Annotated in this window: 12 protein-coding genes; all 12 read right to left on the bottom strand. The window is 43.3% G+C overall.

All coding sequences use genetic code 11. From position 1 onward, the window contains the following. Positions 1-160: 160 nt before the first annotated feature. On the bottom strand, positions 161-526 hold the full coding sequence (locus CW370_RS03500; protein WP_003238683.1) for a small basic family protein: 366 nt from the start codon (positions 524-526) through the stop codon (positions 161-163). A 17-nt stretch (positions 527-543) separates the two neighbouring features. Continuing rightward, positions 544-1,251: a DUF881 domain-containing protein gene (locus CW370_RS03495; RefSeq protein WP_017694825.1), complete on the bottom strand. Its 708-nt coding sequence runs from the start codon at positions 1,249-1,251 to the stop codon at positions 544-546. Positions 1,252-1,273: 22 nt separating this feature from the next. Beyond that, complete coding sequence (locus CW370_RS03490; RefSeq protein WP_014476745.1) at positions 1,274-1,969, bottom strand: DUF881 domain-containing protein; 696 nt, start codon at positions 1,967-1,969, stop codon at positions 1,274-1,276. Next, a complete protein-coding gene (gene divIB / locus CW370_RS03485; protein ID WP_024572123.1) occupies positions 1,966-2,757 on the bottom strand; it encodes a cell division protein DivIB in 792 nt (263 codons plus the stop codon). Before divIB ends, CW370_RS03490 begins: the two co-directional genes overlap by 4 nt. 129 nt (positions 2,758-2,886) lie before the next feature. Continuing rightward, positions 2,887-3,798 (bottom strand): UDP-N-acetylmuramate dehydrogenase, encoded by a 912-nt coding sequence (gene murB / locus CW370_RS03480; protein WP_003232182.1) that lies wholly within the window; start codon positions 3,796-3,798, stop codon positions 2,887-2,889. A gap of 31 nt (positions 3,799-3,829) precedes the next feature. After that, positions 3,830-4,921 carry an undecaprenyldiphospho-muramoylpentapeptide beta-N-acetylglucosaminyltransferase gene (murG, locus tag CW370_RS03475; RefSeq protein ID WP_014479726.1) on the bottom strand — a complete coding sequence of 364 codons (1,092 nt, stop codon included), beginning with the start codon at positions 4,919-4,921 and terminating at the stop codon, positions 3,830-3,832. Positions 4,922-5,041: 120 nt separating this feature from the next. Then, positions 5,042-6,142: a stage V sporulation protein E gene (gene spoVE, locus CW370_RS03470; RefSeq protein WP_003244810.1), complete on the bottom strand. Its 1,101-nt coding sequence runs from the start codon at positions 6,140-6,142 to the stop codon at positions 5,042-5,044. A 60-nt stretch (positions 6,143-6,202) separates the two neighbouring features. After that, a complete protein-coding gene (gene murD / locus CW370_RS03465; RefSeq protein WP_003232189.1) occupies positions 6,203-7,558 on the bottom strand; it encodes a UDP-N-acetylmuramoyl-L-alanine--D-glutamate ligase in 1,356 nt (451 codons plus the stop codon). Then, the gene (gene mraY, locus CW370_RS03460; RefSeq protein WP_003232192.1) at positions 7,559-8,533 is read right to left on the bottom strand and encodes a phospho-N-acetylmuramoyl-pentapeptide-transferase; all 975 of its coding nucleotides are present in this window, start codon (positions 8,531-8,533) and stop codon (positions 7,559-7,561) included. Between the two features lie 111 nt (positions 8,534-8,644). Continuing rightward, the gene (locus CW370_RS03455) at positions 8,645-10,129 is read right to left on the bottom strand and encodes a UDP-N-acetylmuramoyl-L-alanyl-D-glutamate--2,6-diaminopimelate ligase (RefSeq protein WP_015252140.1); all 1,485 of its coding nucleotides are present in this window, start codon (positions 10,127-10,129) and stop codon (positions 8,645-8,647) included. 175 nt (positions 10,130-10,304) lie between these two features. Next, positions 10,305-12,245: a stage V sporulation protein D gene (locus CW370_RS03450; protein ID WP_024572516.1), complete on the bottom strand. Its 1,941-nt coding sequence runs from the start codon at positions 12,243-12,245 to the stop codon at positions 10,305-10,307. A 116-nt stretch (positions 12,246-12,361) separates the two neighbouring features. Continuing rightward, positions 12,362-14,506 (bottom strand): penicillin-binding protein 2B, encoded by a 2,145-nt coding sequence (gene pbpB / locus CW370_RS03445; RefSeq protein ID WP_024572517.1) that lies wholly within the window; start codon positions 14,504-14,506, stop codon positions 12,362-12,364. Position 14,507 lies beyond the last annotated feature (1 nt).

Below are 14,507 nucleotides of genomic sequence, written 5' to 3'. Positions count from 1 at the left end.
CTCACATTTCGATCATTTCTATTCTATTATTTGCGGAACAACAATACAATGAATGTGGCTTTACAAGTGTGTAACAAAAAATAACAACAGAATATTTTTATGTGCTTTTCACATTTTATGTTTATTGAAAATATTCGTTATATCCTATGTATATCCTCTTTTATATCACATTTTTTTTATTTTTTTTAGAAAGAGTCCACTTTGTTAGTAGATTTCTTCTGATAACGGCTATATTCTGAAATAATCTGACTCCAAATGCGAATATACCTGCTAAATACAAGTCTACACCAAGATGGACTCCCAGAAAAGCTAAACTTATTGCCAATATAATATTAAAAAAGAAACCGGAAACAAATACCATTTCATCATATGTACCTTGTAAATGCGCCCTGATTCCGCCGATTAATGTATCAAGTGCGGCAAGCACCGCAAGCGATAAATAGTTTGAGTATTCACTCGGTATCGTTAAGTTTGTCATTAGTCCAATCGCTATTCCGAGCACCAGTCCCAACACGGGCAGCCACATGACAATTCTCCTCCTTTTCAGTCTTTAAGCAGTTTCAGCTGTTGTACGTCCAGTGGTCTGTCATATGCTTTTAATGTTAGTTTGCTTTCAGATTTACCGGCTTTTAATGCTAAATTTTCAGATGCAAAAAGATCCTCAAGGCCTGACCCCTTCACTCTGCTGTGTAACATGTCCGGATCTTTGGCAAGCACTTTTACTGTTAAAGGATAATCGTCAAGGGCGTATCCGTCTATTTTTGTAGTGCCGTTTATATCTCTGATGACTGTATGATTCACAACTCTTCGCTCGTTAATCGAGATATGCTCTGCACCGTAGGAGTTGAGTTCATTAATCAGCTTTTTCAGCAAATCCGGAGGCGGATTTTCGATCGGCTCTCCTGTTAAGCTTTCAGAAAAAAGCGGGGAAATCGTAATGACAATTCCGCTACCTGTTATATCGGTCATGCCGGCTGTTTTTTTTAAGGATTGCAAGGTATTATTTAGCGCGGTTTCTTTTGTCATTTCTTTCGTTTGCGAATAGCTATTCAGCAGTTTGTCATATTTGTTTATTTCAGCCAGCAGCTTTTCCTGCTTCTTCTGCTCTGATGTCAGCTCTTCCCTAATATCCCACATATCTCTTGTATCCCGGACTTGAGGGTGCTTTAACGAATTAAACTGAACAGATATCATCAGGCCGAAGATGACCATAAGCACACTGATGCTTATGAAGGAACGCTTTATTTTCAATCTGTTTCACCCGCTTTTTCAGTCATTCCTTCGTTTTCAGAATCGGTTTCATTTGTACGTTTTTCTCTTTTTCTGCCGAAACAGAAATATGATCCATTGACAACTGATCAATCAGGCCTCCTGCGATATTTAACGAGGGCAGCAGGACATCTGGATCTCCAATAGCGGATACCGTAAACGGAGCGGGATGCTGCACCCCGTCTACCGTTACCACAGGACCATTGCATTTGATATACGAATCATGCGTCAAACGCTGCCCATTAACGGCGACAGCTGCCGCTCCTGAGATATACAGTTCGTTTACTACTTGGAAGATATGGCTTTCGTGAACGATGTAACTATTCACATTCTCCCCTTCCGGTATGTATGACGCATCTTCCAATGTCACCTCAACGCCTTCTCCCTGCACACCGACTTCCCCAATATACATCCTGTATTTTTCTGTATCTTCGAGGACATTATAGTATTCCGTCTTCTCTTTCTTCAGCTTATTTTCCGCCTGGCGGACTTTGTTTTGCTTTTGATATAATTCTTTTTCAAGCTTCTTATTTTCTTTCTCTTGTTTCAGAAGTTCATCTCTCAGCGCATATTCTTTTTTCCACTCTTCCGTCTCAGCCGCGCTTTTGTTGTTTTCTTTTGTCATTTGAAAAGAAAATGAAATCAAAAAGCCTGCGATAAGCATAATCAAGGAAAGAAGGACTGCTGATTTGCCCCTCAATTTTCATCTTCCTTTTTAGCAGCTTTATCGTTTTTCCCAAACTCTTCAAAATAGGTGGCAACTTCTAAATGAATGATTCCTTTTTTATTGCTGCTTAGCTGTGAGATGATAGAAGGATACGTCTTCATTCGGTCTGCAAACGTTTTAATAGATGCAGTAACAACATAACCGTCGTTCATGTACAACTTAATACGGTTTTCATCCATTTTTACAGGCGTATAATAAATTTCTGAAATCGACTGTTTTAACGAATTTGACAACGCATCGAGCTGCTTGGCCATTTGAGACCGCTTCTTCGGGTTTGTCCAATTCACTAAAATCGGTCCGGCATCATCCGGCGTTACTTCGTTTGGCAGAACTGAGCCGTTTTCAAGCACTTCATAGTACACATCGTCTTTTTCTAAATAAGCAATCGCTTTATATTCTTCGATTGCAATGTTGATTTTATTAGGAAGCGATTTGCTGATCTCCGCTTTTTTCACTAATTTATTTTGCTGAATCTTCTTTTCTGTTTTTTGCTTGTCCAAACTCCAAAACTCAGTATCTCCGCTATTAATATCGGAAAGGTCGATAATTTCCTTTTTTGATACATTTTCATTCCCTGTAACAGAGATTGTTGACACTTTACTGATTGGTGTTTGCAGGTACACAATGATCAGCACCATAATAAAAAAGAGCATAATAAATGAAATGAGACGGCGGTTTGCCTTTTGTTTCCTCTGCTCTTTAATTTTAGGGATACGCTCTTCAATGTTAACGATTTTTTCTCGGTCTTGACCCGGGTTCATTGCCTGTTCACCTCATTCAAATGAAACAGCTGTTAAAAGTCTGTCTATTCCAAAACAAACGGCATACTATGATGCCGTTTGTCGTTTGCTTACAGTATATCATATGAACAGCTTCAGTCAGAACTTGAATCAGCGATTTCCGCCGATGATTTCAACCTCTGTGTGCATATCAATCTCGTATTTTTCACGGATTGTCTTTTTCACATGGTCAATGAGATCAAGCACATCTTTTGCTGATGCTCCCCCCGCATTGACGATGAAGTTTCCGTGCATCTCCGATATCTTTGCACCGCCGATTTGATATCCTTTCAAGCCTGCTTTTTCTACAAGGTTCCCGGCATGATTCGGAAGCGGATTTCTGAATATGCTTCCCGCACAAGGGCTTGAATACGGCTGTGTATTTTTTCTATAGTCTTTATTGCTTTGCATTTGCTGAACGATTGATTCCTTATCCTTCTGCTCCAGCTGCAAAACAGCTTCAAGGCAAACGCCCGGGCGTTTCTTTTGCAGTACAGATGTCCTATAGCTGAAATCCATCTGCTCATTTGTCAGCCACTCAATCGTTCCGTCTTCAAATAAAATATGCGCTTTGACGAGGATCTCGCTCATATCAGAACCGTGAGCGCCGGCATTCATATAAACCGCTCCGCCGACTGATCCTGGAATGCCGGCAGCAAATTCCAAACCGGACAGACCTTTTTTGCTCAATGATGTAGCAAGGCGGACCACTGAATAACCGCCTCCGACTGTTACTTGTTCCCCTTCAAGCTCCAAATGGTCAAGACCCGCACCCAGCTTGATCACTACGCCTCTAATTCCTTCATCTAAAACAAGAAGATTTGATCCGCGGCCGATGACTGTCCACTTCACATCATATTTTTTAATCACGTCCATGATGTCTTTAACAGCATCTACACTGCTTGGAATGACCAATACATCCGCAGGTCCGCCGATTTTCATCGTTGTATGATTCGCGAGCGGTTCATTTGCAAGAACCTTGCCGACTTCGCGTTCTTTTAATTCCTGTATCACTTTCTCCATCGTAAACCTCCGCATTCCATTTGCTTTTCTACTATTTTTTTAATTCCTCGAGTACGCTGTATAAACGGGCAGCCGCGTCAGGAACACCAAGTGACTTTGTTCGTTCGCTCATTTCCTTTAACGTTTGCTCATTCAGTACAATCCGGTCTAGCGCTTCAATCAGCTTCTCCCCGCTGAGCTCTGTTTCTTTCAGTACAATCGCCGCATCATGCTGGCCGAGAGATCTCGCATTGACCTCCTGGTGATTCGCTGTCACATATGGACTCGGGATCAGAACACTTGGGATTCCGAGAGCAGTAATTTCGGCAATCGTTGTCGCACCGGCTCTGGCCACAATGACATCAATGGCCTTTAAATACTCAGGCATTTGATGAAGAAACGGCTTTGTGACCATATTATCAGCGGCACCTTTGCTTTTCAGCTCATTCATTACTTTTTCATAGTGAACTTCACCGGTGATATACAGCACTTGATAGTCTCTTGTTTTCAGCGCATCCTGCATGTCAATGACAGCGCGGTTAATCGGTGCAGCGCCTCGGCTTCCGCCGAAAATTAAGACCGTTTTTTTCTCTTCAGAAAGCCCAAATTCAGCCATTGATCGTCCCGTCTTTATTGAGACGACTTCAGAGGCTCTCGGGTTTCCCGTAAATACAACTTTCTCGCTAGGAAAATGTGATTTCGCTTCTTCAAAACAAATCGCTACTTTATTAACATATTTTGAAAGAAACTTATTCGTGATGCCCGGCAGGCTGTTTTGTTCATGGACAATAGTCGGAATTCCCATTTTCGCAGCGGCATAAACAACCGGCCCGCATACATAACCGCCCGTTCCAATTACGGCATCGGGCTTAAATTCCGCTAAATACGATTTACTCTTTTTGACGCCCTTCAGAAAACGCATCACAGTCTTGACATTTTCAAATGACAATTTTCTTTTAAATCCTGTAATTTCGATTGAACGAAACGGTATATTCTCCCGCTCAACAATTTTTTTCTCCAGCCCGTTTTCTGTTCCGATATATAAAAATTCCACATTAGGATGACGTCTTTGCACTTCTTTAATAAAAGCAAGCGCAGGATAAATATGTCCCCCTGTACCGCCTCCGCTTATTGCAATTCGCATTTCTTTTCCCCCAGTCTAAGTTTCTCTATAACATAACGATAACCCTGTTTTGTTGGACAGGGTTATCGCATCAATTGTTTCCAAGCTTCATGTTAGACAGGAAGCTTGGACATACATTCGTTAATACCTCGAGTAGCGGCTTACATTCAGCAGCACACCAACTGCCATCAGCATTAGAGTCAATGAAGAGCCTCCGTAGCTCAGAAACGGGAGCGTGATGCCTGTTACAGGAATCAGGCCCGTGACTACGCCGATATTTATCATGACTTGAATGGCAATCATTGAAATAATGCCGACTGCGACAAAACTTCCGTACAGATCAGGGGCACCAAGCGCAATTCTGATTCCTCTCCACAGCAGGACGCTGAAGAGGAGCAAAATAAGTGTTCCCCCGATAAAGCCCAGCTCCTCTGACAAGATGGCGAAAATAAAGTCTGTTTGCGGCTCAGGCAGATAAAAGAATTTCTGTCTGCTTTGTCCGAGCCCCATTCCGAACAACCCGCCGGGCCCCACTGCATAAAGCGATTGAATGATCTGAAATCCGCTTCCGAGCGGGTCTTCCCATGGATTTAAGTATGAGGTAATCCGCTTAATCCGATATGGAGCCGATAGTACGAGCCCGACAAATCCGCTGAGGCCGATCAGCCCGAGAAAGACGAAATGGGCGATCCGTGCGCCGGCTACAAAAATCATGACAATACAAGTTCCGACCATAACTGTCCCCGTTCCGAGGTCAGGCTGGCACATGATAATCAAAAATGCTGAAAACACGATGCCAAGTGCAGGGACGAACCCCCGTCTGAACGATGTGATGTTTTTTTGTTTTTCAGAGAGAAATTTAGCAAGGAATGCAATCATCGCAAGCTTCATAAACTCTGAAGGCTGTATGCTGAATGCTCCGACTCCGATCCAGCTTCTTGAACCGTTCCGCACCATTCCGACGCCCGGTATCAAAACAAGCACCAGAAGGAAAAAGCAGATAACCATCAGCAATTTGGACCATGTCCTCCAAGTCCAATAATCGACATTCATGATAAAAAACATAGCAATGACGCCGATTCCCGCAAACAAAAGCTGCCGTTTCGCGAAAAAGAATGAGTCGTCAAATTTATAATCCGCCCATACCGCACTCGCACTGTACACCATAATTAATCCGATTGTTAATAATAATAACGTAATGATGACCAATAACAAATCAGGCGATGTTTTTTTAGTAGTCAAAGCAATCGACACCCCAAGCTTAAAGTCATTAGGGCTGCCGATTTACTTCAAGACAAGCCCTTACTTAAGCATATGCACGGCATCTATAAACATGTCACCGCGTTCTTCAAATGTTTTGAATTGATCCCAGCTCGCACACGCGGGTGACAGCAGGATGACATCTCCTTCATTTGAGAGCGCAAACGCCGCAGATACTGCTTGTTCAACATTATCGACACGTTTGACATGTTGTATTCCCAGTTCATTGCCGAGTTTCTCGAGTTTTGGCGCCGTCTGGCCAAATGTAAGCACTGCTTTGACATGCTTCATATAAGGTTTCAAGTCATCAAAACCATTTCCGCGATCCAGTCCGCCCGCAAGCAGAATGACCGGCTTATCAAAAGCTGAAAGCGCCTTGCTTGTCGCCAGAATGTTTGTTGCTTTACTGTCGTTATAAAATTTGCGGCCATTCACAGTTGTGACATATTGGAGGCGGTGCTTCACACCAGTAAAGCTTGTCAGCACCTTTTTAACCGCCTCATTGGATGCTCCTGCCGTTTTCACAACTGCAATAGCTGCTAAAATGTTCTCCAGGTTATGAGCACCGGGCAGCACAACCTCTTCCAGAGGAAGAATGGCTTCGCCGTTAAACATAATCATACTGTCTTTTACATATGCGCCCTGTTCAAGCGTTTTGCTGACTGAAAATGGGACGATTTCGGCTTTTCCGGCTTCAGCAAGACGCACGACGGTTTCATCATCCTGGTTGACAATGGCTTTATCTGAAGCAGTCTGATGAAGGTACACTTTCTGTTTCGCTTTTTCATAGTTTTCGCGCGTATGGTGATAATCCAGATGGGCGTCAAATACATTTAAAATCAGGCTGATTTCCGGTCTGAAAGCGTGTGTTCCCATCAGCTGAAACGAAGACAGTTCGGTAACGATCCATTCATCTCCATCAGCATGATAGGCAACCTCACTTGCGACTGTGCCGATGTTTCCGGCAATCAGTGCTTTTTGCGAGTCAGCTTTGAGCATTTCGTAAATTAGCGTTGTCGTGGTCGTTTTACCGTTCGATCCGGTAATCCCGATAAACTTGGCGCTGGTCAGGTAGTAAGCGAGCTCAATTTCCGTCCAAACCGGAATGCCTCGTTTCTCCGCTTCCTGAACCATGATATTTTCATAAGGAATTCCCGGGTTTTTGATCAGAATCGTGATTTGATGCTGATCGAACAGAGAAACTGGATGCTCTCCGCAAACAACTTCGATTCCTTTTTCAGAAAGCTTTTGTGCCGGTTCATTTTCTTCAAAAGGCTTTTGATCATTGACTGCAACATAAATGCCTTTTTCATGAAGAATGGAGGCCGCCGCATATCCGCTTTTCGCAAGCCCAAGGATTAAAAAATGCTGTTTCTGTAAAAATTGATCATTTTCCACTTATAACCACACCTCGATGTAAATTCCTAAAACGGCAAGCAAAAGTCCCGCAGCCCAAAACGTCACGACTACTCTCCATTCAGACCAGCCGACAAGCTCATAATGGTGATGAAGCGGACTCATTTTAAAGATTCGTTTACCTGTCGTTTTAAAGCTGATGACCTGCAAAATAACGGATAATGTCTCGATAACGAATACACCGCCGATGATAACCAGCAGGATCTCTAATTTCGTTAAAATGGCAATGGTAACGATGGCTCCTCCCAATGCAAGCGATCCGGTATCTCCCATAAAAACTTTGGCCGGATGAGCATTAAATACAAGGAAGCCCAGAACTGCACCGACAACGGCAACTGAGAAAATCGCTACGTCATATTGAGACTGATTCCATGCCAGAATGGCAAAGGCGCCAAAGGCAATCGCCGCAGTACCGGATAATAACCCGTCAAGGCCGTCAGTCAGGTTAACTGCGTTTGATCCGCCGACTAGCATAAAGAGCACAAGGATAAAGTAAGCCCAGCCAAGATCAAATGATAAGTCAGTTCCAGGAATGCGAATATCCGTCGCAAAATTGTAGTAATGATACACAGCGTAAAATACAACTGCAATAATAATTTGTCCGATCAGCTTTTGCTTTGATGTCAACCCAAGATTGCGCTTCATGACAACCTTGATGTAATCATCTAAAAAGCCAAGCAAACCGTAGCCTAGCGTAACAAACAGAAGCAGCACCATTTCGGGGCTTATTTCTGAAAACTTCTGTGTCATAACAATTGTTGTCACTATGATAGAAAGTATGATCATGACCCCGCCCATTGTCGGTGTCCCTGATTTTTTCTGATGTGATTTCGGTCCTTCTTCTCTAATACTCTGGCCGAATTTTAATCTTCTTAAAAACGGAATAAGAATCGGAGAGAGCAGAACACTAATTAAAAACCCCATTAAAATTGTAAACAGAATGACTTGCTCAAGCATTGTCCTTTTCTCCTCCTGTTTCTTTCAAACGACATACGTAGTTATCATATTCATGATTTTTTTCCATATGAAAAATCTTTTCAAGCTCCATTATTCAGTAACATCTCTTTCCTATGAATTCGTCTTATTCTTATTGAGTTCAACAATGGCTCTCGCCGCTACTTCAGCATCATCAAAATCGAAAGTTTCATTTCCGATCTGCTGATAGGTTTCATGTCCTTTTCCGGCAATGAGGACAACGTCGCCTTTTTTGGCATTGGCAATTGCGAAAAAGATCGCCTGCTCGCGGTTTGCAATACTGTGATAGTATGCGTTCTCTACTCCGGCTTCCATATCTCTTAAAATCGCGCGAGGATCTTCGCTTCTCGGGTTATCTGACGTGAAAATCGGCTCGTCAGCCAGCTCCACAGCAATTTGAGCCATTTTCGGGCGCTTCGTCTTATCTCTGTCTCCTCCGCAGCCGACAACGACAAATAGCTTTCCTTCCGTCATATCTCTGCATGTCTCCAGCACATTTTCAAGGCTGTCCGGTGTGTGCGCGTAGTCTACAATGACAGGAAACTCCTGCTGCTGATTGACCAATTCAAAACGTCCTCTTACACCATGCAATTCTTCAACAGCCTCAGTGATGATTTCAAACGGTATGCCTGCTGCAATACATGTCGCAACAGCGGCCAGCACGTTATACACATTAAATTGTCCGACGAGAGACATCGTGATGTGCTTCGTGCCTTTGTTTGTCACGAGATCAAAGCTTGTGCCCTGTGCAGTGATACTGATGTTCTTCGCCATCACATCAGCATCGTTTTTAATTCCGTATGTAGAGATATGCGCAGCTGTTACCTTTTCAAAATAAGCGCTCGCCTCATCGTCAGCATTCAGGACGGCACGCTTTGGATGTTCATGGTTGAAAGCCCCGCCAAGTTGGGAAAAGAGCAAGCTTTTTGCATGCCGGTACTCATCCATCGTTTTATGATAGTCCAGATGGTCCTGTGTTAAATTCGTAAACACGGCAATATCATAATCACAGCCATGGACGCGTCCTAAAGACAAAGCGTGGGAAGAAACTTCCATGATTGCAGTGTCAACGTGCTTGTCATTCATTTTCTTAAACGTTTTCTGCAGCGTGACGCTTTCCGGAGTCGTGTTTTTAACAGGAAGTGTTTCGTCTCCGATTTTCATGTACATTGTACCGATCAAGCCTGTGCGTTTTCCCGCTTTTTTCAGAATCTCATCGACCATGTGGGTCGTTGATGTTTTGCCGTTTGTCCCTGTTATCCCAATCAGCTGAAGCTTCTTCGTCGGCTGTCCGTAAAACGCATCAGACAAAACGCTGAGCGCGCGAAGTGACTGCCGGACAATAATAACAGGAACATTCACATCGACCTCTCTTTCTGCCACAATAGCCGCTGCGCCGTTTTCTACTGCTTTTTGCGCAAAATCGTGGCCATCCACCGTATACCCTTTTACACATACAAAAAGACTCCCTTTCTTTACTTCTCTGGAGTCCATCTCAATTGAAGTTATTTCAGGGTCTTGTGAGTCGTTTACAGAAGGTTCGGTTGTTAAGTATGTAAGCAGCTTTGTAAGTTTCATCGTATCAAACCTCTCAACATTCTAATTCGTTCTTTTTATCATTGAAGTCACATCAAATGATGTGGTAATGATTTTAAGCATACAGTTCATATTTTAGCGTAAATAAAAGGATACATCCAGCTAATATTGAAAGATATCAGCATTTTTTCTGCAATAAAAGAATAGGCAGTCCGAATCAATCGGCTGCCTCCTTTTCATCTTCTTCAGTCAAATACACGCGTATCTTTGAGCCTTCTTTTACTTTCGTTCCGGCAGCTGGCGATTGTTTAACGATTTTGCTCCCTTTCCCGGAAGCATCCACATTGAGATTCACCAATAGTGACTCAAGATCTGAGACAGACATCCCTACAACATTCGGAACTTCTATTGTTTTTGTGTCGTTCCATTGGTATTTTTTCTCGATTTGATTTTTCCGGGGCTTCACACCAAGTTCCGGCAGACTGTCTCTCATAATACTCCCGACAATAGGCGCTGCAACCGTTCCGCCAAACTGAATCGTGCCTTTCGGATTATCCACCGCAACATAGACGACTAGACTCGGATCATCGGCGGGCGCGAAACCGATAAATGATACAATATGGTTGTTTTCAAGGTATTTTCCATCTTTAACCTTTTGTGCAGTTCCCGTTTTTCCTCCGACACGATATCCTTCTACAAATGCATTGCGGCCGGTTCCTTCTGCGACGACGCTTTCTAGAGCATAGCGGATTTGTTTGGATGTTTCCTCAGAAATGACTTGTTTCTTTGCGATTGGTGATTGTTTTTTGACCGTTTTCTTCGTAACAGGATCGATCCATTCCTTTGCAATATAAGGTGTGTAGAGCGTTCCTCCGTTTACAGCGGCGGATACTGCTGCAACCTGCTGAATCGGCGTGACGGATACTCCCTGTCCGAAAGCCGTAGTTGCTTGCTCCACCGGGCCCACTCTCTCAAGCGGGAATAAGATGCCTGTTCCCTCGCCTTGGAGATCAATCCCCGTTTTTTGTCCAAAACCAAAGTCTTTGATATATTTGAAAAGCTTTTCCTTTCCTAAGCGCTCGCCTAATTCAACAAACCCCGGGTTGCAGGAGTTCTGCACAACTTCCAGATACGTCTGCAGCCCGTGCCCGCCTCTTTTCCAACACCGCAGTCTCGCTCCGTCCACTTCCGCATGCCCTTTATCATAAAATTGATCCCGTTTCAAATTTACTTTTTGCTCTTCAAGGGCTGCTGCAAGTGTAATAATTTTAAAGGTAGATCCCGGTTCATACGTGCTCCATACTGGCAGATTTCGATTGTAGACGGACGGATCAACAGATTGGTAATCAGCAGGGTCGAAGTCAGGCCTGCTAGACATCCCCAAAATTTCTCCGTTTTTCGGATTCATGGCTACGGCAATCATGCCGTCCGGATGATATTTGGCCTCAGCGTTATCAAGCTCTCTTTCCATTATCGTCTGGACCTTTGAATCAACCGTCAGCTTCATATCAAGCCCATCCTTAGGCGGCGTATAGTCATCCGCTTCATCAGGCATTTTTTTACCCTTGGCATCTGTATAAAACTTAACAGAACCTTTTTCCCCTTTTAAATCATCGTCATAATAGGCTTCCAGTCCAAGGAGCCCTTGGTTATCAATTCCTGCAAATCCAAGCACATGAGATAAAAAGCTGCCGAACGGGTAATGACGGATACTGTCCTCCGCAACATACACACCTTTTAAATCAAGCGCTTTAATTTCCTTCGCCTTCTCATTTGAAATTTTTCTCCCTTCAGGAGTGATCTTTTCGATTGACGCTTTTTTAGTCACATGTTTATATACTTTTTCTTCTGACATGTTGAGCACCGCCGCAAGCTGCTTGCTCGTTTTCATCGGATTCTGAACTTGGCGCGGCACGACGAATACGGTCGGCGCACTTTTATTTGTTGCGAGCTTCACACCGTTCCGATCCAGAATCTCGCCTCTCTCCGGCTCAAACGGCAAGTTACGGCTCCAGGAATCTTTCGCCAGCGAAGTCAGTTTTTCGCCCATCACAAACTGAACATACCCCAGCCTTGTATCAATGATCAGAAACACGATCACGCCAAAAAGCAAAACAAATAATAAACGTTTTCTAACCGTTACATTCGAGACGCGCAAGAGACCGTTCACTCCTTATTTAGGCTTGTTTCATTTTATGCCTGAAATTGGACAGGTAGAACGATGCTCCTCTGAAGGCATAAAAAAAGAAAGCCTGCATAACGCAGGCTTTCTTTTTAATCAGGATTTTTAAACTTAACCTTGATTACGGTTTTGTCTTTGATTTCTTTGTCTTTCTTAACACTTTGGCTGACAGCGTAGCCTTGTCCGCTTACTTCAATATGAATTCCCGCGAGCTCGCCGTACTGCAGAACCTCTCTTCTCGACCAGCCTGTCATATCAGGCATTTTGATTTTGCCGCCCGTTTTCAGGAAGACCTTTTGATTGGTGAGAACTTCCTCATCCGCTTTCGGATACTGTTCTTTTACAGCGACATCACTGCCGATGACAATTGGTGTGAGATTCTCCTCTTTTGCTTTCTTTTGAGCAGCAGCTACCGTTTGATCTGTTAAATCAGGCATTGTCTGCGCTTTTGTTTCTTCCTTATCTGTGTCAGATTTTTCAGTTGGTTCGATGTTTAGGTAGTGCAGGCTATTTTTCATTGTTGGGTTGAAGATTTCAGATACTGGATCAGAGCCAGTTTCATCATCCTCTAATTGCGGTTGCTGTACCGCAACATAAATCAACAACTCAGGATTATCTTTAGGAGCCATTCCCATAAATGAGAAAATATAGTTATCCCGTCCCTTTAAATAACCATTCGTTCCTGCAATTTGTGCTGTACCTGTTTTCCCAGCCACGTCAAAGCCCTCAATTTTATAAGGGCGTCCGGTTCCAATGTCTGATGAAACGACGTCTCCCAGGATATCACGCACATTTTTAGCTGTACTGGCAGAGATCGGTGTTCCTGCAGATTCCGGTTTATTTTGATAAACGGTTTTCTTCGTATCAGGATCAACAATATGATCAATGACATAAGGCTTCATCATTTTGCCATCATTTGCGACGGCAGTCGCTGCTTCTAGTTGCTGAATCGGGGTGACTGCAGATGCTTGGCCGTATGCAGTTGAAGCTTTATCGTAATCATACTTAAAGTTCATTTTACTTGATGCTTCTCCCGGCAGATCGATTCCTGTCTTTTGATAAAAACCAAATTTATGCAAATACTCATTATAACGATCAAAACCTAATTTTTCATTTGCTAATTTGGCAAAAGCAACGTTAGAGGATCTAAGCACCCCGTCTTTGAAAGATATGGGACCCCAGCCCACACCCCCGTTATGGTCATATACTTTTCCGCCGCCAACTTTATAGGTCCCTGATTTATATTGTTCATTCGCATTAAACACGTTTTCCTGCATCGCAGCAGCGAGTGTAAAGATCTTCATCGTGGACCCGGGTTCATACGCATATGAAATCAAATCATTATAGTAGTTTGTCACATCGCGCTTGTTCGGATCAAAGCTTGGGCGCTGTCCCATGGCAAGGACTTTGCCCGTTTTCGGATCGACAACTGCGGCCATGATTTTTTTCGGATTATACTTTTGCGCCACTTTTGTCATGCTGTCTTCCAAAAAGGTTTGAATTTTCTGGTCAATGGTTAAATATACATTGTCACCATTTTTTGGCGCTGTAATTTTATTTTTGCTGTTCGGGAGCTCCCAGCCGGATTTGTCGCTTTCATATGTCACATATCCGTCCCGCTCCTTCAAATACTTATCCAGCACTTTTTCTAACCCCATCGCGCCGGAAATTTCATTTGTGTCTTGATCAACCTCGGCATAGCCGATTAAATTGGATGCAAAAACACCGTTTGGATAATAGCGTTTTGTATCCCGTAAAAATGAAATGCCCGGGAGTTTCAGCTTTTCGATTTTTTGCTTTTGCGAATACGTAATATCCCGGCCAGCTGAGCCAAACTCGACTTGTTTTGCATCCTCCTTATTTAAGATATCAAGGATGTCGGCCTTGTCCAAGTTTATCACTTTAGACAATGCTTCTGCCGTTTTTTCTTTGTTTACAACATGCTGAGGATGCTTGACATCAGTGGTCATTTTTTTATCGAGAATCGCAATCAGTTTATACGTCGCTGTGTCCTCTGCAATGACTTTTCCTTTTCGGTCTAAAATCGAGCCGCGGCTCGCTTCGATGGTCCGTTTCTTTTCATGCTGCTCTGTCGCTTTTGTCGCAAGCACTTCGCCGTTCGCTTTTCCGGTTATTTGAATATATGCCATTCTCCCCAGGATGACAAAGAAAAAGAGAGCGAAACAAATACTTAGAATCGCTGCTCCTCTATTCATAAATTTATTCTTTTTTGGCATT

This window comes from Bacillus sp. SN32, from assembly GCF_002837495.1.
Classification (GTDB): Bacteria; Bacillota; Bacilli; order Bacillales; family Bacillaceae; genus Bacillus; species Bacillus subtilis.
Note: the sequence above shows the minus strand (reverse complement) of the source record. Positions and strands in the feature narration are given on the sequence as shown.